The 25,850-nt window shown below is 43.9% G+C and carries 19 protein-coding genes; 12 read left to right on the forward strand and 7 right to left on the reverse strand.

What is annotated here, in order from left to right; genetic code table 11:
• The first annotated feature begins 174 nt into the window (after positions 1-174).
• From AAFH98_RS13190 to AAFH98_RS13215, 6 genes are all read left to right on the forward strand, one after another.
• A complete protein-coding gene (locus AAFH98_RS13190) occupies positions 175-684 on the forward strand; it encodes a Fur family transcriptional regulator (protein WP_342523207.1) in 510 nt (169 codons plus the stop codon).
• A 187-nt stretch (positions 685-871) separates the two neighbouring features.
• Positions 872-1,135, forward strand: coding sequence for an RNA recognition motif domain-containing protein (locus tag AAFH98_RS13195; RefSeq protein ID WP_342523209.1), 264 nt, complete (start codon positions 872-874; stop codon positions 1,133-1,135).
• 135 nt (positions 1,136-1,270) lie between these two features.
• The gene (locus tag AAFH98_RS13200; RefSeq protein ID WP_342523210.1) at positions 1,271-1,621 is read left to right on the forward strand and encodes an ArsR/SmtB family transcription factor; all 351 of its coding nucleotides are present in this window, start codon (positions 1,271-1,273) and stop codon (positions 1,619-1,621) included.
• 15 nt (positions 1,622-1,636) lie between these two features.
• The gene (locus AAFH98_RS13205; protein ID WP_342523211.1) at positions 1,637-3,733 is read left to right on the forward strand and encodes a heavy metal translocating P-type ATPase; all 2,097 of its coding nucleotides are present in this window, start codon (positions 1,637-1,639) and stop codon (positions 3,731-3,733) included.
• 7 nt (positions 3,734-3,740) lie between these two features.
• The gene (locus AAFH98_RS13210; protein ID WP_342523213.1) at positions 3,741-4,358 is read left to right on the forward strand and encodes a class I SAM-dependent methyltransferase; all 618 of its coding nucleotides are present in this window, start codon (positions 3,741-3,743) and stop codon (positions 4,356-4,358) included.
• Positions 4,359-4,462: 104 nt separating this feature from the next.
• The gene (locus AAFH98_RS13215) at positions 4,463-5,356 is read left to right on the forward strand and encodes an ATP-grasp domain-containing protein (protein ID WP_342523214.1); all 894 of its coding nucleotides are present in this window, start codon (positions 4,463-4,465) and stop codon (positions 5,354-5,356) included.
• Between the two features lie 79 nt (positions 5,357-5,435).
• On the opposite strand, the gene dnaJ is transcribed toward AAFH98_RS13215, so the two are convergent.
• From dnaJ to AAFH98_RS13230, 3 genes are all read right to left on the reverse strand, one after another.
• Positions 5,436-6,590, reverse strand: coding sequence for a molecular chaperone DnaJ (dnaJ, locus tag AAFH98_RS13220; protein ID WP_342523216.1), 1,155 nt, complete (start codon positions 6,588-6,590; stop codon positions 5,436-5,438).
• Positions 6,591-6,621: 31 nt separating this feature from the next.
• Positions 6,622-7,233, reverse strand: a complete 612-nt coding sequence (locus tag AAFH98_RS13225) for a nucleotide exchange factor GrpE (RefSeq protein ID WP_342523217.1) — start codon at positions 7,231-7,233, stop codon at positions 6,622-6,624.
• A 182-nt stretch (positions 7,234-7,415) separates the two neighbouring features.
• A complete protein-coding gene (locus AAFH98_RS13230; protein ID WP_342523219.1) occupies positions 7,416-7,808 on the reverse strand; it encodes a VOC family protein in 393 nt (130 codons plus the stop codon).
• 214 nt (positions 7,809-8,022) lie between these two features.
• On the opposite strand from AAFH98_RS13230, the gene rsmI reads away from it, so the two are divergent.
• Complete coding sequence (rsmI, locus tag AAFH98_RS13235; protein WP_342523221.1) at positions 8,023-8,706, forward strand: 16S rRNA (cytidine(1402)-2'-O)-methyltransferase; 684 nt, start codon at positions 8,023-8,025, stop codon at positions 8,704-8,706.
• Entirely contained in the window at positions 8,703-10,274 is a 1,572-nt protein-coding gene (gene lnt / locus AAFH98_RS13240) for an apolipoprotein N-acyltransferase (RefSeq protein WP_342523223.1), read from the forward strand. The genes rsmI and lnt overlap by 4 nt, the downstream gene beginning before the upstream one ends.
• A gap of 5 nt (positions 10,275-10,279) precedes the next feature.
• Here the strand turns inward: lnt and sov are convergent, their stop codons facing one another.
• Positions 10,280-17,404, reverse strand: a complete 7,125-nt coding sequence (sov, locus tag AAFH98_RS13245) for a T9SS outer membrane translocon Sov/SprA (RefSeq protein WP_342523224.1) — start codon at positions 17,402-17,404, stop codon at positions 10,280-10,282.
• Between the two features lie 312 nt (positions 17,405-17,716).
• Between sov and AAFH98_RS13250 the strand changes: the two genes are divergently transcribed.
• Both AAFH98_RS13250 and AAFH98_RS13255 read left to right on the forward strand, forming a co-directional pair.
• Positions 17,717-19,156 (forward strand): LptF/LptG family permease, encoded by a 1,440-nt coding sequence (locus AAFH98_RS13250; protein WP_342523225.1) that lies wholly within the window; start codon positions 17,717-17,719, stop codon positions 19,154-19,156.
• Positions 19,149-20,231, forward strand: coding sequence for an LptF/LptG family permease (locus AAFH98_RS13255; protein ID WP_342523226.1), 1,083 nt, complete (start codon positions 19,149-19,151; stop codon positions 20,229-20,231). The genes AAFH98_RS13250 and AAFH98_RS13255 overlap by 8 nt, the downstream gene beginning before the upstream one ends.
• A 26-nt stretch (positions 20,232-20,257) precedes the next feature.
• Here AAFH98_RS13255 and guaB read toward each other — a convergent pair whose 3' ends face one another.
• Together guaB and AAFH98_RS13265 are read right to left on the reverse strand one after the other, a co-directional pair.
• A complete protein-coding gene (gene guaB / locus AAFH98_RS13260) occupies positions 20,258-21,736 on the reverse strand; it encodes an IMP dehydrogenase (RefSeq protein WP_342523227.1) in 1,479 nt (492 codons plus the stop codon).
• Positions 21,737-21,879: 143 nt separating this feature from the next.
• Positions 21,880-22,209, reverse strand: a complete 330-nt coding sequence (locus tag AAFH98_RS13265; RefSeq protein WP_342523228.1) for a hypothetical protein — start codon at positions 22,207-22,209, stop codon at positions 21,880-21,882.
• 258 nt (positions 22,210-22,467) lie between these two features.
• Here AAFH98_RS13265 and AAFH98_RS13270 point away from each other — a divergent pair, with 258 nt between their 5' ends.
• Both AAFH98_RS13270 and AAFH98_RS13275 read left to right on the forward strand, forming a co-directional pair.
• Entirely contained in the window at positions 22,468-24,516 is a 2,049-nt protein-coding gene (locus AAFH98_RS13270; protein WP_342523229.1) for a glycoside hydrolase family 97 protein, read from the forward strand.
• Between the two features lie 27 nt (positions 24,517-24,543).
• Positions 24,544-24,840, forward strand: coding sequence for a hypothetical protein (locus tag AAFH98_RS13275; RefSeq protein ID WP_342523230.1), 297 nt, complete (start codon positions 24,544-24,546; stop codon positions 24,838-24,840).
• Between the two features lie 81 nt (positions 24,841-24,921).
• Here AAFH98_RS13275 and folD read toward each other — a convergent pair whose 3' ends face one another.
• Entirely contained in the window at positions 24,922-25,815 is an 894-nt protein-coding gene (gene folD / locus AAFH98_RS13280; RefSeq protein ID WP_342523231.1) for a bifunctional methylenetetrahydrofolate dehydrogenase/methenyltetrahydrofolate cyclohydrolase FolD, read from the reverse strand.
• Positions 25,816-25,850: the final 35 nt, after the last annotated feature.

Genomic DNA, 25,850 nt, shown 5'->3' on the forward strand with positions numbered 1-25,850 from the left:
GTTTACAAGACTCTGATCACAAACTATTTATACAGCTCGAATATAACATTCTGAATTGAAAATTCAGCACCCTGCCAAATATTTGCGCTTATGTACATTAGAATACTGCAGTGAATGAATTTTTTTAGGAAGCCCAATTCCTTATATTAAAAGAAAAATTTGGTCTGATTTTTTATGGCTCATCCGGCAAGTGAAGAAACTATCGATTTAGTAAAGGAGATTTTTAGCTCCTATCTGAAAGAACATAACCAACGGCAAACGCCCGAACGGTTCATGGTTTTGGAAGAAATATACCGGGCCGACGGACATTTTGATGCCGATGATATCTTCTTCAATATGAAAGAAGGTGGCACTCGCGTATCACGGGCAACAGTATATAACACCCTTGATCTTTTGGTGGAATGTGGATTGGTACAACGACAACAATTTGGCGAAAACCAGTACTACTACGAACGTGCTTACGCCTACCAACAACACGACCACATCATCTGCAAAAAATGTGGTAAAGTGTTAGAATTTTGTGATCCACGTATTCAGGAGATCAAAACGATGATGGAGAAAATCCACAAATTTGATATCTCTGGACACTCCCTCCACTTTTTCGGTACCTGCCAAGATAAAAAAGCCTGTAAACAGCGCCAGAAAGAACAAGCTGGTACTAAAAAATCAAAGGTGGAGTCATAAGCACTTGCTCGATAAACGTTTTGATTGAATCCCTCCCAATCAATAACAGAGCTGTACAAGAAGTATATTCAATCCTATTAAAAATTTAATTTTTTGCTATTAAAAATCGTCGTAATATGCTGTTGCGGGATGGAAAAATGTGCTGCATTTCCTACCGGTATCAACTAAAATAAATCGACTTAATAGCATGAATATTTATGTAGGAAACCTTTCGTATAAGGTTTCAGATCAAGAATTAATGGAAGTTTTCGAAGAATTTGGTAATGTAACTTCTGCCAAAGTTATCAAAGATCGCGAAAGTGGCCGATCAAAAGGATTTGGTTTTGTAGAAATGACAAATAATGATGAGGCGCAAGCCGCTATCGACGAACTGGATGGAACAGAAATTAACGGCCGCACCGTGAAGGTGAATAAAGCACGCCCCAAAGAACAGGCCGGCAGTCGACGGTAAAACATCCCTTTTCCAACTAAATGACATAAAGCCTCGGATTACCCTCCGAGGCTTTTTTGTTATTAAACAATTACCTTTATCCGCATAAAAACAATTCGTATTTTATATCATCATATAATGATATAAATATAGAACATGGCAGATCAACAACGCAATATCGACGAAGAATCAATCAGAATTAAAGCAAAACTGTTCCGGGGGTTTTCTGATCCTTCTCGTTTAAGCATTATAGAAGCACTACGTGATGGTAAACAAAGCGTGAGTGATTTGGTAGATATTACCGGACTTTCACAACCCAATGTATCGAATCATCTGCGTTGCTTAGCCGACTGCGATTTGGTACGAAAAGAACGTGATGGGCGTTTTAACTACTACCGACTCAGTGATTCACGGGTTCATACCATTCTTCAAGAATCGGAACAACTACTCTCGGAGGTTGCCAAAGGCGTTTACGAATGTACCCGATATGAAGCGATAAATCAGTAAGTATAAACTAAGATCATGAGTAAAAAAGAAATTGAACTCACAGTTAAAGGCATGGACTGCTCGGGCTGTGCCCAAAACGTAAAAAGCGCACTCGAAAAGCTGGATGAGGTCGAGTCGGCCGAGGTATTGCTATCTGCCGAAAAAGCTCACATTCGCACCCAAACGACCCCCAATCTGGATGTCATTAAAAAGGCCGTTGAGGATATCGGCTATCATATTCCGGATGCATCGGAGGATCAACCTACAAACGGGAAAACATCCCTACAAGAAAAAGCCCAAAAGTCTTTTCGATTATTTGGACTCGTTTTCGGGGCTATATTACTGATCGTTATTGCCGGTGAATGGCTGGGACTTTTCCAAACGCTTACGCAGTGGATTCCCTTCTGGGTGGGCGCACTGCTCGTCCTGTTTATGGGTTATCCCGTATTCAAACAGGTTGTGGTAGCTGCTAAAAAGGGACTCGTTACGCCACACGCACTCATGGCACTGGGATCGCTGACCGCCCTGGCAGCCGGCGAATGGGTGACGGCGGGTATCGTAGTGTTTTTTATGCGTACCGGAGATTATATCGAAAACTACACTACTGAGAAAGCTCGCGACTCGCTGCGATCATTAACAAAATTGGCACCTCAAACGGCCGTTGTGCTGCAAGAAGATGGAACCGAAAAGGAAATCCCTATTAATGAGGTACAGAAAGGAGATCGAATTCTTGTACGTCCCGGTGGCAAAGTGCCTGTCGACGGAAAAGTGCTGGACGGACACGCAACTATTGATGAATCGCCCATTACTGGTGAGTCGATGCCAGTGGAAAAAGCGGAAGGCTCCAAGGTTTTTGCATCTACTATTGCCCAAGGGGGATTTTTAACACTACAAGCTGAGGCTATCGGTAAGGATACCACCTTTGGAAAAATCATCAGCATGGTCGAGCATGCCGAAGCCCACAAAGGAGCAGTCCAGCGCTACGCCGACCAATTTTCGGCCTGGTATCTGCCAGTAGTAACTTCCATTGCAATTCTCACTTACATTTTATCCGGCAACTTGATGGCAACCGTAGCCGTAATGGTCGTGGCCTGTGCCTGCGCCTTTGCCCTGGCAACACCCGTGGCCCTGCTGGCTTCCGTGGGATCTAATGCTAAGCGCGGCGTGCTCATCAAAGGTGGAAAATATATTGAGGCACTGGCACGGGCCGATGTGTTACTAATCGATAAAACGGGGACCCTAACCTTCGGCCGCCCCGAAGTTTCAGATATCATTCCTCTAAACGGCATTTCGGAAGGCGAGCTGCTCATTATGGCGGCCAGCGCGGAGCAATACTCAGATCACCCCATTGGAAAAGCAATTGTTGAAGCTGCCCAAAACCAGTTTTTATCCCTTAAAAATCCCGATAACTTTGAAGAGATAACAGCCAGTGGTGTTCGGGCTTCATTCGACAATGAAACCATTACCGTTGGTAACGAACGTCTGATTGAAAACGATAACCAAGACATTCTCCCAAATCTTAATAGCATTAAGGCTGAAGGTAAAACGGCCGTTATTGTGCAAAAAAACGGCACTCCTGTCGGCTTGTTGGCCGTACGTGATGCGGAGCGTTCGGAGGTTAACAATGCTTTACAAATGCTTCGCAAGGGGCACTCATTTTCGTCCGTAGAACTTTTAACGGGAGATAATACAGAAACTGCCCGTCACCTGGCGAATCGACTAAAAATCGATTTTCAAGCTGAGCTGCTTCCCGAAAATAAGATTGATATCGTAAAGAAATACCAATCTGACGGACATACCGTGGTGATGGTTGGTGATGGCATCAACGATGCACCAGCTCTTGCACAAGCGGATGTAGGCATTGCCATGGGAACCACTGGCACCGACGTAGCCATAGAAACAGCTGATATTACCCTGATGCGTGATGACTGGAACTTGGTTCCTGAATTATTCTCATCCGCTAACAAAACTATGCAGATTATTAAGTGGAACTTCGGATTTACCACCGTTTATAATATTGCGGGACTTTCGCTCGCGGCTTTTGGGATCCTTCCTCCTGTTTTAGCGGCCGCCGCGCAATCACTACCCGATGTGGGTATCCTTTTAAACTCATCCCGACTCATCAGAAAATAATATTATTTTGTCTGAAACAACGATAAAGCGATACAATCAGAGAGCTGAAAAATATGAGCAACGATGGGTGAAATATCTTGAACATACGCATCACAAACTTTTAGAACATCTTGAAACAACGCCAGAAGATATCATTTTGGATGCCAGTGGTGGTACGGGACTCCTGCTCCAAAAAATGATCGCCCAAGATCTGCCTTTTACCCAGTTTGTTGTTAATGATCCGTCTGATAACATGCTCAATATTGCTCGTCAACGCTTTCAGTCTCATCCCGGAGTAGAATTTAACAACGAGAAAGTCCAGCAACTATCCTATCCCAAAAACTATTTCGACAAAATAGTTTGCCTTAATGCTTTCCACTTTTACCGGGATCAACAACAAGTATTAGATCACTTTTATAACATACTTAAATCCGATGGACAGCTTTATATTTTGGACTGGAATCGAAAAGGGCTTTTTAAGTTTGTCAATCAACTTTTAGACTGGACAAGCTCGGAATTTATTGACACTCGTTCTTTTACTGAGATGAAAGAACTCTTAATAAAAAGTAATTTCATGATTAAAACGTCCAAGCAGTGGAATTGGCGCTATTGGAAGTTCTTCCTCATAAAAGCTGAAAAAGACTAACTTGTATTCTACACGTATAAAATTCTCTTGGGGCTACAGTTTCGAAATCCTATTTTAGAGATTCCTCAAAACAATACAACCCAATCATTTCTTTTATTTGATATATGAAACGCTGTGCTTTTCTGTCGATGGATAATTACGACGATTTCGAAGTCTATGACCACCTTCTTTTTGATCCCCTTGAACAATTAGGATGGCAGGCTAAAGAAATATCCTGGCGCAACAATGAAGTTAACTGGGATAACTACGAAGCCGTAATTATCCGTAGTCCATGGGATTACCAAGACGACCCACAAGCTTTTATAGACGTTCTAAAAGAAATCGAAGCCTCCAATGCGGTGCTCGAAAATCCGCTCGAAATCGTCGAATGGAATATTGACAAAACCTATCTCCGTGACCTGCAAAAACAAGGTGTTAAAATAGTTTCGAGTCTCTGGTACGATAAATTCGAAGACAATTTATTTCCCGCTGTTTTTACGGATCTCAAATCCAAAGAAATTGTCATAAAACCCACCATTAGCGCCGGCGCCGAAAATACATTTCGTATCCACCAGGAAAGTTATCCGGCATTTATCAAAGATTTAGAAACAGTCTTTGACGATCGACCTTTTTTAGTCCAGCCTTTTATGGATAATATTACAGCAGAAGGCGAATTTTCGGTCTTCTTTTTTGGGAATACCTATAGCCACACTATTCTGAAAACACCCAAAACCAACGACTTTCGCGTGCAGGAGGAACACGGTGGCAGGCTAACATTAGTTGAGCCCGAAAATGATCTCTTAGAAACCGCTCGTGAGATGCGCAATATGATTCAGCCAGAACCACTATATACCCGCGCCGATTATGTCCGCACTGCTGACAACTCTTTTGCACTCATGGAGCTTGAACTTATTGAGCCTTCCCTCTACTTCAACATGGACCCAGAATCTCCCGAACGTTTTGCAAAAGTTTTTGACGAGTGGATGAGCAAAAAATCTCCTGCTCACGATCAAAAATAAAAAAGGTCACACCGCAGAGCAGTGTGACCAGATAACAATATACAATTAGGATCTTCCAAAATTTTTATCTCAACGCTTGCTACGTAAACACATCTTTAATCTTAGAAAAGAATCCCTTACCGTCGTCTTCTTTATTTGAGGCTTTAAAATGTTCTTGCCCACGCAATGCCTGAATATGATCACGTTCCTCATCAGAAAGATCTTCGGGAATATATACATTCACCCGCACAAATTGATCCCCAATGCCGGAGCGATTCAATCCATGGATGCCCTTCTCTTTCATACGCAGCAATCGACCAGGTTGGGTACCTTCTTCAATCTTTATTTTGGCTTTACCTTTTAGCGTAGGCACTTTTACCTCGGTACCGAGAATGGCATCGGGCACACTAAGTACCAGATCGTAATAAATATCGTTGCCATCGCGTTCAAAGTGTTCGTGCTCTTTTTCCTCAATTAGTACAACCAAAGCACCAGATTCGCCACCGCGAACACCAGCATTTCCTTTACTACGGAGCGTAATATAATTTCCTTCTGATACCCCAGAAGGCACATTTACCTTCACTGTTTCCTCACCGCGATAACGTCCTTCTCCCTGGCATTTTGAGCATTTATTGCGAATTTTACGTCCTTCCCCATTACACTCGGGACACGGTTGTACATTCACCATTTGTCCAAGCATGGTTTTACGAACCTGCCGCACTTCACCAGTACCGCTACATGTGCCACACATTTCGAAATCCTCTTCTGTCTCAGCACCAGTTCCGTTACATTCGTCACATTTGATATACTTCTTAACCTTCAGCTTTTTCTCCGTTCCAAAAGCAATCTCTTCCAACGACAGTTCAATACGGAGCTTCATATCTGAACCGGGCTGACCCGAAGAGCGACGTCCACGTGACCGGCCGCGCCCTCCAGCAAAATCACCGCCAAAAATATCGCTGAAACGACTAAAAATATCTTCGAAACCGATATCTTCGAATCCAGCACCACCGCCAAATCCGCCATTACCATTAACACCCCGGTGACCAAACTGGTCGTATCGTTGACGTTTTTGATCATCACTTAATACTTCATAAGCTTCCGAAGCTTCTTTGAACTTCTTTTCCGCTTTCGGGTCATCAGAGTTTCGATCCGGATGAAACTTCATGGCCTTCTTGCGATAGGCCTTTTTAATTTCACTTTCGGATGCATCTTTACTGACGCCGAGTACTTCGTAGTAGTCTCGTTTAGACATGAATTAAATACTAACCTAACCTTTAAAAATTTTATTCGCTTACAATTACCTTTGCATGTCGGATAGTGCGATCGCCCATGCGGTAGCCACTTTCCACAACATTGAGCACCATATCACTACCAATGCTATCATCTTCCGGCTTCTGACGCATCATCGCATCATGCAGATCTACATTAAAAGGAACTCCCTCCTCATCGATACGCTCAACACCATATTTGTTAAGTACCTCTTTAAATTTACTGGCCACAAGATTCACGCCGTCCATCAGCGTATCATTTACATCGAGATCTTCGGCTGCTTTAAGCGTGCGTTGTAGATCATCATTAATTTCCAGAAAGTCTTCCAACGCATTGGCTTTGGCTGTCTCATATACCTGCGAACGCTCGCGTTGAACACGCTTTCGATAGTTTTCAAGCTCTGCTGCCTTTCGTAAATGGCTATCCTTCGCTTCAGCCAACTCTTGCTCTAATGCCTGTACTTCCTGATCGCGTGCTACTAATAAATCACGAAGTTCATCCGCTTCATAATCCTCATACTGAGCGTACAGCTCCTCGGTCTTATTCTCTTGTTCAGCCGATTGTTCATTCTGTTGCTGCTCCTCGGCTGTTTGTTCTTCAGTTACCTTTTCTTTTGATTCGCTCATGTAAAACTAAATTATCGATTAAATTCTTTTGATTCATTCAGGATGCAATTATGCAAATAATATGCCATGCCTATTCACACCCTTATCTAATGACAAAGTTACGGAAGTTCCTTCTGCTGACAAACTGAAAGATTCAGAGTGTCATCTTTTTTTGATAAAACTATAACGGCCTTCTACCAAAATTATTCGTCATCTTCTTCGTAGAAAAACTCCAGCATATTCCCATCCGGATCAGAAATGAATACAAAACGACCCCGTTTGCGATTGGCCGGACCACTCAATATTGATACTTCATGTTCACGGAAATATTCAGCCATTTCGTCAACCTCTTCTTCTGAATCAAGATAAAATCCAAAGTGATCTACCCTGTAGTCACGCGATTCAGGATCGTAGCTGGTTTCGGCTTCAACCAGCACAATGGTATCCTCTTCCCCAACTTTATAAACGGCCATACTTTTACCCATTTTACGAACGAGCTCAAATCCCAAAACATCACCATAAAACTCCTCGGCTCGCTCTATGTCATTCACGCGAATCGTAATGTGATTAATACCTGAAGGATTAAAATCTGCCATAATAATTTTTACTTAGTAAATTTTTGATAGTGCCTGTGAAATCCCAAACAACAGCAAAACCTGTCATAATCATTCACTTTGCAATGCAGCTAAGTATAGCCTTTTTACGCCCAAAATTCAGCCCTATATCCATCCAGAAACAGTCGAAATAGTTTATAAGTTTTTGTTACTTTCATTCGGATTTTAAACCGTAAACTTTCAAATCTTTCAACCGTTGAGCACCCTTTATATTGTAGCCACCCCCATTGGCAACTTGGAGGATATCTCGCAGCGAGCTATCAACACGCTCAAATCAGTATCTTATATCGCCTGCGAAGATACGCGCACGTCAGGTGTGCTGCTCAATAAGTTTGGAATCAATGCTAACACTTTTGCCTTTCATGCACATAACGAGCATCAAAAAGTAGAGCATCTACTCAATATTTTAGATGCCCGGCAAAACGTAGCCGTCATTTCTGACGCTGGCATGCCGGGTATTTCTGATCCGGGCTTTCTGGCTGTGCGTGCTGCTCACCAAGCCGGACATTCGGTTTCGGTCATTCCTGGTCCCGATGCCGCTACTACTGCATTGGTTGCCAGCGGACTACCCTGCGATAAATATGTGTTCGAAGGATTCCTGCCCCAAAAGAAAGGACGGCAAAAACAGCTCAAACAACTGGTGGATGAAGAACGCAGCATTGTACTGTATGAAAGCCCTCACCGGCTAATAAAACTCTTGCAAGAGCTACGAGAATATATGGGTGACCAGCGTATGATAGCAGTCTGCCGAGAACTCACTAAAAAGTTCGAGGAGACTGTTCGCGGCACTATTAAATCAGTCTATGACACCTTTCAACTACGAGATGACATCAAAGGAGAAATCGTCGTAATTATTGGCCCAAAAGACTACAGCGAATGAAAACAATCCTCAGACAATCTTGGGATAACAGTTGGCTATTATCTGTAACAGCAGGACTTCTATTGGGATTAAGCTACCCACCCGTACCCCTGCCTTTTCTTATTTTTATAGCCTTTTTACTCATTTTTCGCATCGTTGATCTATCTGATTCTGCACGGGAAGCGGCCTATAAGGTCTATCCCGCATTCCTCATATGGAATATTATCACCACCTATTGGCTGGTCATGGCCACTGTAGCAGGCGGCGTAGCGGCCATTTTGGCAAATGCGGCCGTAATGACCATCCCCATTATGCTGCAGTACAAAGTACAGCGAACGAAGTTGAGCCCATGGCTTATTGCCCTCTTCCAAACTGCTTTCTGGCTCAGTTATGAATACCTGCATCATCTCTGGGATCTGGCCTGGCCTTGGCTTGCCGTAGGTAATGCCTGGGCAAACATGCCACAACTGGTACAATATATTTCAGTTACAGGATATTGGGGAATCTCTTTCTGGGTAATCTTTGCTACGGCATTGTGTCATCAATACCTAAAAAAGCCGAAGCAATCCACAAGATTTGTCGCCATTGCAGTACTATTGATATTCCCACTGTGGTCAATACTCATCTCGGCTTTGGGTAAGGCTACAGAATCTAAAGAAACACATGAGGTAGTTGTCGTCCAACCCAACTTTGATTCCTATGAGTCCAACGGTGGATTTCCATCAGCACGGCAAGCCAACAGCCATCTCTTATCACTTACCGATTCGGTAATTACTGATAAGACAAATCTCATCGTTTGGCCAGAAAATGCGGTACAGAATCAAGTTTTAAATATCGATGGCTATCGACCAGCATCAGACCAGGCTAAAAATCAATTAACAAACTACGTCCAAAAACAGCAAACTACTCTCATTACTGGTGCCACCTTTTTTGAATTTTATGAGGATGAGATTCCTGCTTTGCCACATGCTGATCAGCGCGGACCCTACTTAGCCTTCAATGCCGCTCTCGGCTTTTATCCCAATAGACAGATGCAAGCATACCGTAAACACAATTTGGTGCCCATCGTTGAGCGCATTCCATTTGTTCACTTTTTAAATGCCATAGATGTTTTTGGATGGGTCGACTGGAATCAAATCCAAGGCTACGGCAAGGGATATCTTGCGAACCAATTTTCCGTTAATGGAACACAAACTCCGGCCCTTATTTGTTACGATTCGGTATTCCCGAACTGGATTCTAAACTATGTGCGCAACGGGGCGGGCTATCTCACTATTATCACCAACGACGGGTGGTGGGGCAATACCAGCGGACACTCACAACATTTTGCCTATGCACGACTACGTGCCATTGAATTTGACCGCTGGATCGTCCGCAGTGCCAACAACGGTATCTCGGGCATTATCGCGCCGGATGGATCTGTTAAAGTAGAAACACCTTACTGGAAAACCACCGCCTTTAATTATAAAGTGCCCGTCCTTACATCTCAAACCTGGTATGTTCGGTTGGGAGATTGGCTTCCCTACTTGATGATAATTATTTCAGCAATTGGAATCGGTATTCCTTACGCAAGATTTTTAGATGATTAAATTATCTAATTCGAACGAATAGACACCACAATATTAAACCGGATATCGTGGTCGGTACGCCCATATACTCCAGATGTTTTGGGCAACAATTTATTGTAATTATACTCAAAGTTGGCCTGAATCATCTGCGAAAACTGGTAGCCCACTACCGCTGAACCATTGATACGTGCCTGTCCACCCGTTGTGGTACCCGAAAACTGGGCTCGGTCAGGATCTTTGACAATATCATCCGGGCCGGCTGACAATGCTTCAGCCAGGTCAGAATCGAGCTCAAATTTTTTCTCTTCATCTTCGATATAGCTGCCATTCAAGGTGATATCTACAGCATTATCAAGACGCTTAAAGAATGGAATCTTGAAATTGCGGATAGTGTAGGCAAAGGTCAGTTTCAAACCCTTTGAATACCGCTCAATCACCGTGGAGTTTGATAGTGCTAAGCTCGTTACCTTACTCTGCTCATATTGCACATTCGTCCGCAAGTTAGATTCCCAGGTCAAATTTAGCCCTACAAGCGGACTAAACCGTTTCTCAATATTAATACTGTTCGGCTCATATTCCGGCCGCTGATTGGTTACTGAATACGCACCCAACGAGATATCAGAAAAACTTTGATCTTCATTAAAAATCCATCCCAAGCGGTAAGTCCCACTATAATTATGAGAAATCGAGGCACGAGATATAAAGTTGCCTAAATAAGGAATAAATTGTTCCAAACCTGTCCACGTAATCCGCCAGCCCGGCAGCGGAAAGGGGGTAAAATTTCGATCACCAATGGCTCCCTGGTTCAAAGCCAAATATGACTGCCGGAAGTCTTCTTGCAAAGCTGTACGCCCCAGAACCGTTCGACCATCAGCATTACCGGTCGAATCCGTAATCGTCGTCGTGTTTCGAATATCATCAAAAGCAGTGCTTAATTGCTTCTTGAAAAACGCTTCGTAGCCCCTGCCAAATGCCCAGATACTTGATGAAATAGATCCATTTTGAGATTGTACGCTACTTTGGTTTTGATTGGGATCAATAGTGATAGTGCTTGAAGTACTTTCATTCCACTTGGAATTCCAAGATAGATCAACACTCAAATTATTAAAAGGTTGTAGGCGTGATCGTACCGTAAGATCATCCGTGAGATTTTTATTTGAAGGCAGTTGCAAAGACGACGTCTCGCTGGGGTTATCAATTAATCGGTCTAAGCCTATTTCGTTGGCCAGTCCTGTGCGATACGAAAACGGCGGTGAATACTCTCCACTGCTTCGTCCAAACATATCATACAAGGGTGATGTGCCTGCATATCCACTCTGTAGTGAGCTTTGTGAAATATTAAAGGAAAAATCTAACGACTGGATACTCAATACCGCTCTGGCAGCTTTCTTGCCAATAGCAGCAAAGTCGATCCCCAGCTCACTATCCATCGTATCGGCCGAAGTGCTTCTGCTATTGCCGGCATCACTCTGCATTTGACGATACCACTCCATACCACTCAACAGATTACTAATATTGAAATCGAGCGTTTGGCTCAGCGAAAAGTTGTTGGATACATTGGCTCCTAAATCCGATCCTCGCGGACTATTTCGCCACTGATAACCCCCACTATAGTTTGCCGAATAATTCACCCAGCTCAAGGCACTAACCTTGTTTAATCGAGGCTGCCAGCCGGCCGTATATGATTCCTGGTAGTTGCTACGCCGCGAAGAAAGCGTATCAAAAACAACATCATTGAGTACATCAAAAGACGGCCGCACATCATATCGCGTGGAATCAGCCATCGGATCCCCCGGATCAGATGGGGATATGCCCGCTCTGGATAAATCAAATACCGTACGCGACCGAAATGTAGTTTTTACAGCCGGCGTCAGATTATATCCAAAGCCAAACTCCGTATCATAGGTAAAGCTGTGCGACTGTTGCAAAGAATTATCCCGATCCATATTGGTCGTCCTACGCAGCTGCTCATCATATTCACGATCAATTCCCGCTGAAGCATTAATCGAGGCCGGCGTATATCCTAACCGAACACCTGCTAACGGATGCAACAGAGGAACATCCCCCAAAAATCCGAAGGGGCGAAATATTTTGGTTTCAGTAAAATTATAGTTGTATCGTACCGAGCCACTGTAATTCCAATTATCTTGCTGTAGGTATTGGGGATTTCTACGCTCGGTAAGATTATATACATAATTGATCGTCGTTTTATCCAGCGTATATTCGGCTAAATTCCACTCAGATCTGGATTTTGATAAATTAGATAAGTTAATAGAATAACTTTCGGTAAATGTCTGACTTTCGCGGATACGCTGGTCGATAATCTGTTGTTTTTGGGATTCAGTGATATCATCACGGGCATTTACCGCATTCTCAAACTCGGACAAACGAACATCACCTTGGTTTGGCAGATATCGTGGCGTTGACAATGAACGACGAGTTGACAACGACACAGGAATATTCCACCCAAACCGATCGGGAATAAACTTGTGCATATTCACCGTTGAGTTAAGATCATATGCCTCTACATTCGACATTCGACGCTGTCCCAATCGCGAATTTAGTGCCCCAAAACCATCCGTTTCGCGATTAAAGTTGGCATTAAAAGTAGCAAAATCTGCCATTTTCACCTCGGCCTTTGCATTCGCTGCCCAGCCCGATTTATTATCAAATCCCGATACCCGAAGCTCATTAAACCAAAACTGTCCATTCAATGAAGAAATGCCTCCCTCATCGGGATTTTGTGGGTCAAAAGGATTTTGAATTCCCATCCCTATTTCACCCACCCGATCAAGAGAAGGATTCCCCTTGATCCCGATAACAGCTCCAGAGGGCGCATCCTGCAACAAATCGCCGCGCTCAAAAACAGTATTGCCATCTACACCCTGCTGATCACGTAACTGCTTGAGCTCATTAAAAGCACGCAGCAAAATATTCATACTGTTTTCTTCGTACAGCCACACCTGCTCAGCTTCCATTTCCCGCTCGGCTTCACTCATCTCACTCAGTTGCTTTGTGCTGTATGGATAATTGGGATCGGAAGGCGAAAGAGGCTGACGATACTCGTAATAATTGTTCGTGAGATCAGTACCAAAGCGCACCACCAACTCCGCATCACCACGGTTATCATATCCTTCACCGTGGATAAACATACGCACGTTGGAATAGTTGATCATATTTAATCCACCGGGATATACCCGCTTCATCATCTTGAGCTCACCCGGTCCCAGGTTTTCAATATTCATCACAATGGATTGCTCATTGGCAATAGTTTGGCGCTGACGATCGCGATTGACCGCACGAATAGCACCCTCTGGCTGACGATATGGAATAGGACTACGCTGGCTGTTTTCTTCAATATTAACCGACGAAATATTAAACTCTCCCTGTGTAGTCCCCTGCTCTTGGTCTACATTTTCGGCCGGACGCCACTGACTTCCTACTAACTCAAAAGTTGCAAAACGAAGTGTAAATGGCTTCTCATAACCAGAAAGCCATACCCTGATGTATGAAACATTCTGAAAGTTTTCGATTCCACCTACCTTGCGCACCCATTCCTTAAGAGGTAAACGAACTTGATACCAGCGGTCCTGCTGATTAGGGCCGTCCACTTTATCCACAATAAAAGTCCCCTCAGAACCGGGTTCGAGATCAGAAAAGTCGGCAGGGTTCCAATCAATTTCGTACTGAAAGTAAGCGTTATTTTGCTCAACGATGGAAGGCGTAATCAAGCCCTCGGTATCGGGCTTGTTCGTTACCGCCTGCTTATCACCCTCATTGGGAGGAGTATTCCCATCGTGGTAACCATACATCCGAGAAAACCGTTCCTGAAGCTCTTGGCCCGCTACCTCGCTCTCACCGTAATACACATAATCATCATTCGATGGATCATCGACAATGTCCCGATAATTTTCAGTCCCTGCACCATAGGCTGAGGCCATCGCATCAATAAATTCAGAGAATAAGTTCTGCTCATTCTTATTATCGATCCCCCCTTCGTTAGGCGCACCATCCAGTCCCACATCCGATAGCTCTCGCGTATCATTTGCAAACTGTCCCTCTGGTGAAGGCAGTGGGGATGGAATATATGACCGTGACTGACCACTAATATTATCTTCCTGCAAATCCTGCGGCCGACGAACCAACCCATCCTCAGTATTGGTTTTGAAGTTTGGTACTACATCTTCCGAAACAACACCAATATCGATATACATTTTGCCGTCATAATCTTGTAGGTCTTGCGCTGTAGGAGTACGACCATTTGGTAATACCGACTGCACCCAAAATTCAAGAAACTCAATATTATTTTGCGTCAAATCTTCTTGCCCAGAAGGGAGTGTTGTCGTCATCCCACTCCAGGTACGCTCGGGCTCATCTTCGAGCAACGTTCGGAGATTTTCATTATAGTTATACGGCCCGCGCTGGGTAGGATCAAAATGGACATCCAGCGTGTTGATAAAATTCTCCTCAGTCAACACATCGCGATTGGGAAATACATCCGTAACTTTCACCTGTTCCGTTTCGGGCGTAAAGTTAACGCCACCCAAAATTTGATCAATATTTTGAGGGATAGCATACCAGGCAAAAGTACCTCGCAAATCAGAGCGGGCAATTTTATCGGCAATATTAGTTGAGGGATTTTCAGGCGGATTATCTTCAAAAAACACCTCATCAGGCCCGTAACCCGGTACGGCAGCCGGTGCAGCCGCTAAATTCCAGCGTGATGGGTTCATAAAACTGAGTCCAATATCCGAACCCTCAAAATCATCAATAAACGACAACCCATTTCGCTCGTCCTCAAAGAGACGATTCTGTTCAATGGCATCATTTACTGCACTGGTCTGCGATACATCGGGACGCAGATGAGCAAATTCACCGCTCAACGAAAAATTTGAATTTTCCTTGGTTTGCAGTAAGGGCACCTGATCAATAAGACGCGTTAGCCAAGGCGCATCGAAATAGGCATTGGCATCGACCCCAACAACGGAATTGTTCACCGGTTCATCGCCAATACGAATTTTATCTTGCAGTGGACGCTCTTTCAAATTAAAATAAGTGCTGCCCAACGTAATATTATCAGTAAACTCGTACTCTGCCCTAAGTCCTGTAAAACTCTTTTTCCCAATTTGAGTGAGCTGATTGTTTTCATATTCAATTTTGATCTCCTGTCCCTGGCGCAGATACTGCTCATTTAAAATCGTAATACTCCCGATCGAATAATCCACAGCATAATCAGTCCCCTCCTGCAGTTCCCGACCGTTAGCAAAAACCTTAACTGATCCTTCCACCAACGAATATCCAAGTGAATAACTCGATGAAATACTCCCCTTTGAGGTACCCTCAATTCTATAAAAACTATTCTTTGAACTTTGATTGGCATTTACCTTTTTCTCATCGTAAAGCTCATCAAACGTAAGATCATTAATCCTCGTTTGATCAAGCCCGGTTTCGGAAAGCAGCGTTTGAATGCGATCCCCGAAGGGTTCCAAATACGGAAAGATGATTGTCCCTGTTGAAGGTTCCAATACCGAAGTGCTAAAATCGATTTTATTGTCAGGGTTGAGCGCCCCTTGCTGGTCAACACGATCAAGTCCCAAATCCTGCAATAAAATAGCGTCGCGTTGGGGTAATGAGCTACTCGGTACATTCTGCTCGGTATACTTTATATCCAAATCCAATCCATCTTGCGTCAAATTATTGGCCCCCAGCGAGTATACATTTTTCATCATCAGTTCCCACAAAATATTGCTTGTTGTCACCGTTTGAGGACGCAATAGTTTTAAATAAATGCGTTCGTTACCACCCTGACTCACATCTCCTACGCTTATCGTTCCCCCCGTCTGGGGATTGCGATATTTGAATGATACCGCTAACGCCTGCCGCGATCCCAAATTCCGTTTTATAGACAAATACCCGAGATTCCTGTTCAATTGGTAATCTGCCCCCTCTTGCAATGGAACAAAATATCCCTCAACAAAAGAAGACGAACTAACGCCAAAACTACCGGCTGAAACCCCCTCGGCCGGATCGCGATACTGGTCGAGAGTAGCCTCATCAAAACGGTCCTGCTCTTCGTCAGGTGGCAAATAGGTGCTGTCCGGATTTTGCACGACCCCAAGTTCGCCCAAGGCTATAGCCTGTCGTTCCCCTTCCTGCGATTGCGAAGCTTCACGTAGCACCCACACATTTATCTCAGTAAGCTGTAAGGCCTGCCCCTGCTGCTGAGGATTAGAAACATTATCCTCGAATTCCTGTCGCGTAAAGAAGTCCAGAAAAAAGTGCCGATCGGATTCATAATCTCCCGGACGAATGGAAATTTCCCGCTCCTGTGCTCCACCCGTAATTGTTTCTGTTTGGTTGTCACCCTCTTGTTGAGATAAGACCGACGTCAACTTCAATGACCCAATCTGTGCAACCGATTTAATTCCAAAAAGCGCACTCCCCCCACGCACCAGCGAATTGCCCGTCTGCATTGAGACATTCCCCAATTCCAGGCGCTGCAAAATCTCATCGTCATAACCATCATACACAATGCTAAGGCGGTTCATAAAATCAAAATCGCGCTCAGTATCCCAGTCGGTTTGTATCGACAGTTTATCCCCAATAGTCCCCTGAATATTCAGCTTCAGATTTTGCTCAAAAGTAGGATCAATCTGTCGGCGCTGATCCTCGGGAATTTCAGGATTTTCGGTTGTCTGTATCGATGCCCCTACGTTCATGTTAGCTGTTCCGTTGATCCGGAGATTCACTTCCGGTTTCCCAAAAATCGTTGTAAAGGCTGATTCTTCTCCCCCCGGGATATCCAAGTTAAAGTCAAGCAACCCCTCACGCTGCTGACTTCGAGACTCTTGTTCTTGGATCAAAAGCTGCCAATTGTTTTTCAAATGACGGCGCTTCGACTCTTCAGCATATTCCTCAAAATCCATTACATAACTTGAAGCCACTGGCATCTCATACAAAAACCGCTGACTGCTATAGGTGCCCAACGAATCGCGCTGCACATAGGTCTGCTCTTGCTGAAGTGGGATATAAAAAAGCTTGGGCGGCATATTGAGAAATGGGTACGAGACAGCAGGCAACGGATATACTTTGGCTAATGTATCCGGTCGGGACTCCGTTCTGCCAACCGAATCGGCTTGAATTTGGGCCATACCATACTCAGGGACTGCCAAAATAATGGGCAGACAAATAAATAAAAAAAACGTACAAAAATTGGATAGTTTGAGCTGCACGAAACCGTTGCAGAATAAATTAATGTATTACATCTATCAACTAACTATAGTAGCAATATGCTATATACAGCTCCTTTTTTTGAAATGATTATTTCCCTTACGCTCCGCAGCATTATAATAGATTCCCACTTTTCATAAAAGTATAAACTCTGGGTTTGTCCTCATAATAAATATCCATTTTGTAAAGAACCCATATAGGCCTAATTTTAGGCTGATCAACAAATAAACAATATGCGATTACTTCCCAATAAATTACAATTAGATATTCTTAAGCGGCATGTAGGGCCCTTCGTATTTTGTTTTTGCACCCTCATGTTTTTGCTGCTGATGCAGTTTCTCATTCTCTATATCGATATGCTGATCGGTAAAGGACTGCCCCTGGGGGTGATTTTAGAACTTATTGTGACCAACTTAGCCTCAATGGTAGTGCTTGCAGTCCCCATGGCTGTGTTAGTGGCCTCTTTGATGGCTTTTGGGAAAATAACAGAGCTAAACGAACTAACCGCTTTGCGGGCAGCGGGTGTAAATCCTATCCAAATTATTAGCCCAGTACTGGTATCGGCCGTTTTGCTTTCCATTTTTCTGATGTGGTTTTCAAATGACATCTTGCCAGATGCTAATCAACGTGCGCGATCACTTTTCATTGATATCCGACTTAAAAAACCAGGCTTTGATCTCAAGGAAAATGAATTTTATGAGGGGATCGACAATTATACATTCTTAGTCAAAAAAATTACCAATGAGTCTGATTCCCTGCATAACGTCACTATTTATCAACATCCTACCCGTGACCGAAAAGAAGCCTATATAAAAGCCCAAAACGGACGGCTCGAAAGTGAACAGGATGGCCAAACTCTTACCCTTTTTCTCAATAACGGATCAGTACTCCGAAAACTTGACCGACGTCAAAAGGGAAAACTTATTGATGTCTTCGAAGAAACGAAATTTGACCGCTATCGCATTAGTTTTGATTTATCTGATCTGGCATTTTCTCGCTCTAATCCGGCCGACCGCTCCCGCAACGACCGGACCATGAATATCCAAGCGATGAGCAGTGTTGTTGACTCTTTGCGTAATCAGATTGAAAACCAAAGAGAGCAGATTATTGAGAATAACCGCTATATTTATCCCACACTTAGCAATCAAAATACTGGTAAAAAAAGGGAACCGCATCTCAACCGAAATCGTGTTGATACCACAGACATCCCCTATTACAGTACCTATTTAGCACTGCAACATCTTCAATCAAAAAATGAGCAGCAACGATTACACGATATAGCTTTAATGAAGCTGCGCAATTATAAATCATTCGTCGAAGATATTACGCAAGACACTCAGTGGCGACTTGAAAAAATTGCGCAGTACCTCGTTGAAATCCATAAAAAGTTTTCTATACCCATAGCATGTATTGTTTTCGTGCTGCTGGGTGCCCCTATAGGCATGTATACTAAAAAGGGGAATCTTGGATATGCAGCCCTCATCGGTACCGTCTTTTTAACATTCTACTGGATTTCCATAATCCAAGGCGAAAAAATGGCCGATCGTCTGTTTATTTCTCCCTTTACCGGTATGTGGATATCTGATATTGTGCTTGGCTTGGTAGGCCTCATATTGGTCATCAGCATTAGCACCCCTTTTCAACTTTCAAAGCTTTGGAACAGCAGTGACTAAAAAGATTGATCGCTACATATTTTTTAGAATGCTAACCATCACCCTCTTTGTGATGGCGGTACTGATCTTCATTTTTATCGTCATCGACTTCTCTGAAAACAGCGAAGATTTTACCGACAAAGGTGCCACCTTTGTTCAAGTATTTGGTGTCTACTATCTCAATTATATCCCCGAAATTATACGGTTGATTATTCCTGTCGCTGTATTTATTGCCTGCCTCTATTTAACAGGACAAATGGCTGAACGGCTCGAAATTACGGCCCTAAAAGCAGCTGGTATCAGCCTTTATCGCCTTATGGCACCCTACCTGGCCTTTGCTTTTTTGATGACCGCTACGATGAGTTATTTGGATGCATTTGTAATTCCTAATACCAATGAAACCCGTATTGCTTTCGAACAGGAATATCTTAGTGGAAAATCAGACAAAGTAGATACGAATCGTATTTTTCGTCAGGAATCAGAAAATTCCATCTTTAAAATCAATTATTTCAATACCAGTAAACAAACAGGATACCGTGTAGACGTAGTAAAATTTGAGGGTGACAGCATCTCTGAAAAGCTTTTCATACAACGCATGATTTGGCAAAAAGAACAAGAGCATTGGAAGTTTGAAAACGTTACGAAGCAAACGTTTAATGAGATGGGATACAAAGAAGTTCATATCGACTCGATGGACACAACACTAAATATTTATCCCCGTGATCTAACCCGAAAAACTTCTGATATCTATCAACTTACCTATCCCGAAGCGCAAAACTATATTGCAGCCATTGAACGCAGCGGTGCTGGCGGCGTTGAGCTCCCAAAGGTGCAGCTTTACGGACGCTATGCCTATCCCTTCTCTATAATCATCGTCTCTATTGTAGGCTTTGCACTTGCCTCAGTACGACGAAAAGGTGGCAAAGGCTTTTATATCGCAGCCGGACTGGCTGTCAGCTTCCTCTACCTGGTGATGATGAAAGTTATTGAACCTTTTGGCGGCCAAGGGACTATCTCTCCCATGTTAGCCGCCACCCTCCCTCACCTGATATTCTTAGTTGTAGGGGTCAGCATTTTAGTTAATGCCCGTAAGTGATAACTCAGTACTTTCGTAAAAACTTCTTAGCTCACTGAATAATTTGGAGCTTCTTTGGTTATTTGTACAGTATGCGGATGACTTTCTTTATAAGCCGCCGCCGAAATTTGGACAAATTCAGCCTTCTGTAGTGATGAGATATCCGGCGCTCCGCAATAACCCATCGCAGCACGCAATCCGCCAGCCATCTGATGCACTACTTCGCTTAAATATCCCTTATACGGCACGCGTCCTTCAATACCTTCAGGAACAAGCTTATTGATATTATCCTCTACATCCTGGAAATAACGATCCTTAGAGCCTTGCTCCATCGCTCCCAAGCTTCCCATTCCGCGGTATGACTTATATTTCCGGGATTCATAAATTACCGTTTCACCGGGTGCCTCATCCACACCAGCAAACATTGATCCCATCATCACCGCATGTGCCCCACCGGCCAGGGCTTTAGGAATATCGCCAGTCTGTTTAATTCCACCATCAGCAATAACACTTACTCCAGCTTCGTGCGCATATTCGGCGACTTCCATCACCGCACTCATCTGCGGAACTCCAACCCCCGTAACTACGCGCGTGGTACAGATAGAACCCGGACCAACTCCAACCTTGAGAATATCGGCCCCCGCATCAACAAGAGCCTCAGCCGCTGATTTCGTAGCGATATTACCCGCGATAAGATTCAAGTCGGGATAAGTGCTCTTCACCTCTTTCACCATTTCTAACACTCCTTGCGAATGGCCGTGAGCCGTATCAATGGTAATAACATCAACTCCGGAATTTACCAATGCTTCTACGCGGTCAAGGGTATCCGCTGTCACCCCTACAGCCGCACCCACACGCAAACGCCCCATATCATCTTTGCAAGCGTTGGGGAAATTCATCTTCTTCTCGATATCCTTGAAGGTAATCAGTCCCACCAGCTTCATATCATCATCAACAATGGGCAGTTTCTCGACCTTGTGCTGTTGCAACAGCTTTTCGGCCTCATCCAGCGTCGTTCCCTCTCGCGCCGTAATAAGATTCTCAGTCGTCATAATTGTACTGAGTTTCTTATCCACATAGTGCTCAAAACGCAGATCACGATTGGTCACAATACCAATCAGCGTGTTATCGTCTTTTACAATGGGAATGCCGCCAATCTTGTGCTTTTTCATCAAACCACGTGCTTTACGCACGGTTTCGTCTTTCCCCAGCGTCACCGGATCTACAATCATACCACTCTCACTACGCTTCACCATGCGAACCTGATCAGCCTGATCGGCAATCGACATATTTTTGTGTAGCATCGCAATACCACCTTCGCGTGCCAAAGCAATAGCCAATCGATACTCCGAAACAGTATCCATAGCCGCACTAATTATGGGCACATTAAGTGTTAATTCTGGGGTAAGTTGCACACTGGTATCCACATTACGGGGTACAACCTCTGAGTGGGCAGGTACCAAAAGTAAATCATCATAGGTTAACCCTTGTCGTGAAATGCGGTCAAAAGGAGAGGAATTTTCCATTGTAGAAAAGGTCTGCAAGTATTGTGGTTCCGGTTTGGGCAAAGATAAAAAAAATGTGAGCGACCTGCTTAACAGAATTTCTTAAAAAAATGCTAAGTAAGGTCACTCACATCCGCTTGCAGCCAAGCGCCTCTCCTAAAATTTCACAACGACTTTATATGCAGTGCTTCAATAGCGGTATCTAGCGAGCAAATGCCATCACGATAACTTTCGACCCAATGAACCACGCGCTGACGACGACGTTCTACATGAGGATCGCAGCTGGAATATTGCCCTTTTAATTCATCAACCATTGCTGACACATCATCTTTGATTTCCATCTTCAGCGCATCAGGAATATCCCCCCATCCCATCAGCTTAAACATATCCTGGAGTTCACGGTGCTCTTTTTCAGCCTCTTTGAGGACTTTTCGAAGAACAGGCTCTAAATTGGTATCCAGACGTTTATTCGTTGTTTTTATCGCAGTATTCATGGTGAATTCTTTTGTTTAGTTGATGTTCAGTTCAAACCTAATAACTAACAGTGACACCGTTATGTCACCCCACTTTTGAGAAGATTTCAATACCTCGAGGAAGCACTGCATGACCTTTCATAAGTCAGTTGTTTTTTAATCTAAAACCATGAATTTTAAGAGCCGCCAATAATTTAGTACACCAATAACTTACTTATGCAATATTTGAAAGCGCTTTCATTCACAATTATTAGCTTATTTTTATTCATGGCCTGTAATATGGAAGACCTGTCAACCGTCTCTTCCCCTAATGGAAATCTTTTGGTGACATTCTCGCTATCAGATTCGGGAACCCCACAATACGCCGCACAATACGAGGGGGCCCAAATTATTGACACTTCTGGCCTGGGATTTGAATTCAGAGATGCACTCCCGTTAAATGACAGCCTACGGATCACAAATATTGAAAGCCGGTCGTTTGATGAAACGTGGCAGCCGGTGTGGGGCGAGCAAGAGGAAGTCCGGAATCAGTATAATGAGTTGCTGATCTCACTTGAAGAAACAGGCAATACCAACCGTACTATCAATGTACGATTTCGAGTTTTTGATGATGGGATCGGGTTCCGCTATGAAGTTCCCGAACAAGAATCTATGGGCGATAGCTTGTTCATTATGGATGAAAAAACTGAGTTTGCCCTTACCGGCGACCACACCAGCTGGTGGATTCCCGCCGACTACGATAGCTACGAATACAATTACAAGCAGTCAAAAGTAAGCGCGATTGATGCCTCTGAATTCGCCAGTGAAAATGAACGTGTGGATCGCCAGATTGATAACTTTAACGCAGCTAATACTCCCCTCACCATGAAAACGGCTGATGGGGTTTACCTTAGTTTCCACGAAGCAAATCTCACCGACTATGCGGGTATGACCCTTGGTGTAACTGGAGATTTAAAGTTAAAAAGTGAACTCGTACCCTGGGCTGATGGCACGAAAGTCAAAACTAAAGCCCCTTTTAATACGCCCTGGCGTACTATTCAAGTTAGCAAAAGCGCTGGTGATCTGGCTGAGTCATTCATCCTTCAAAATCTAAACAACCCCAATAAACTTAAAAATACTTCCTGGATAGAACCCATGAAGTACACTGGAATTTGGTGGGAAATGCATATCGAAAAATCAGCCTGGGGTATGGAAGAAGCTGCAGAAGGATCTTTTGACAATCCGGGAAGATCAGCCCATGGAGCTACCACCGAAAATGCTAAACGTTATATAGATTTCAATAACCGGGCTGAAATCCGTGGACTGCTCATCGAGGGCTGGAATACCGGCTGGGAATACTGGGGAACTGATTCGCTGGGCTTTTTCGATTTCACTACCCCCTACCCTGATTTCGATCTGCAGGAAGTAGCCGATTACGCCCAAGAAAATAATGTAGCCTTGGTTGGTCATCACGAAACATCGGGACAAGCTGCCCACTACGAAACCCGGCTTGATACTGCTTTTCAACTATATCAAGATCTGGGCATCCATCACGTGAAAACAGGCTATGCCGGCGGCGTAATCCCCAAGGGAGAATATCACCACGGACAATGGATGGTTCGCCATTATCGTAACGTGGTGGAAAAAGCAGCGAAGTACCAAATTGGCGTCAATGCTCACGAACCTATCAAGGCAACCGGGCTACGACGGACCTATCCCAATATGATGACCCGTGAAGGCGTTCGTGGTATGGAATATAATGCCTGGAGCGAAGGCATGCCTCCCGGGCATACCACTATTCTACCATTTACTCGTGTTCTGGGAGGGCCTATTGATTACACACCCGGCATTTTTGATATCACATTTGATGAATATTCAGATGACGAACAAGTAAAGTCGACCTTAGCTAACCAGTTGGCACTGTATGTTGTGCTCTACAGCCCCATGCAGATGGCGGCCGATCTTCCCGAAAACTACCTGACTGATGATGGAGAATTTCATCCCATGTTTCAGTTTATTCATGAGGTACCTGTAGACTGGGATACCTCACACATTCTGGACGCTCAAATTGGTGATTATGTAGTGACTACGCGGAAAGAAAAAAGAACAGATAACTGGTTTTTAGGAGCTATTACCGATGAAGAGGAACGTACAAAGAAAGTTTCCCTGGATTTCCTTGATGATGGCAAAACATACGAGGCTATCATCTATCATGATGGAGAAAATGCTCACTGGCAGGATAATCCCACCGATTATCAAATAAAGACCCAGGAAGTGACAGCTGGTACTACGCTTGAACTCTGGATGGCTCCGGGTGGCGGAACGGCCATCAGCTTTGAGGCGTTATAAAATTCGACGTCACTAAAACATCGAGTTATGTTTACGCTTTATCACCAAAAGTCGGATACTTTTACAAACTGGGTAGAAAACAAACTACAGGAGATGGTCGTAGCCCACAAAGTTGTTGATATAGATGAATATAATTCCGATTCCCTACCCGAAAATATCTCTACTGATGACTTGCCGATACTGAGTGATGGCCACAAGCATTGCTCATCTCCTGAGGAGATCAAAACATTTCTCGAGGAATTAGACAGAGACTTGCAGTTTAGTCGAAGCCTGACCTCTGATGCCTGTGTCATAGATCCCGATAACCCCAAGAAGTGTCTTTAAAAGCAATACCCTTTTAAACAAATTGGTTTGATATCCCAAGAAGGATCCATCCGGCAACAATAACTTCGGATGGATCTTTTTTTATTCCGGATAAATCGACTTCTTGGCAGCAAGCAGGGTATTTTTCATCAACATAGCAACCGTCATTGGCCCTACACCACCAGGCACGGGCGTAATCCAGCTGGCTTTTTCTTTCACACTTTCAAAGTCACAATCTCCCACCAAGCTGTAACCTTTATCTTTGGTTTCATCAGCCACCCGATTGATACCCACGTCAATTACCACAACTCCTTCTTTAACCATCTCTCCTTTTATAAACTCTGGCTGGCCAGCTGCAACCACTAAAATATCCGCCCCGATCGTATGCTTGGTAAGATCCTTTGTATACTTATGGCAAACAGTCGTCGTGGTTTTACCCTGTTCACCACTCTCTTTGTTCAACAGAATAGAAATAGGTCGCCCCACAATATTGCTGGCTCCAACTACTACGGCATGTTTTCCTTTTGTGGGGATGCTATAGTGCTTTAATAACTCGAGAATTCCTGCCGGTGTACACGAGCGAAAACTGGGTTGTCCCACCGTTAACCGGCCAACATTCATCGGGTGAAATCCATCTACATCTTTACGAAAATCAATAGATTCAATAACATCGTGCGCTGACAGGTGATTGGGAAGTGGCAGCTGAACCAAAATACCATCTACCGAATCATCTTCATTTAATTTATTTATAGTAGTTTTCAGCTCTTTGCCTGAAATCGTATCCGGCAACCGCATAGTATCCGTTTCGATCCCCACCTCTTTACAGGCTCGCGTTTTCGCTCCCACATACACATCTGAAGCAGGGTTATTACCCACCAAAACAACCTGTAGAAATGGTGGACGATGGCCCGCTTCTGTCCAGTCTTCTACATCCTGGCGAACCTCATCACGTGTTAGCTGAGCAACTTTTTTTCCGTCTATAATCTTTGCTGACATTCTAAGTACTTTTTATATCTAATATTAGCAGTCTA

The sequence above is a fragment of the Fodinibius sp. Rm-B-1B1-1 genome, assembly GCF_038594945.1.
In the GTDB taxonomy this organism is placed as follows: domain Bacteria; phylum Bacteroidota; class Rhodothermia; order Balneolales; family Balneolaceae; genus Fodinibius; species Fodinibius alkaliphilus.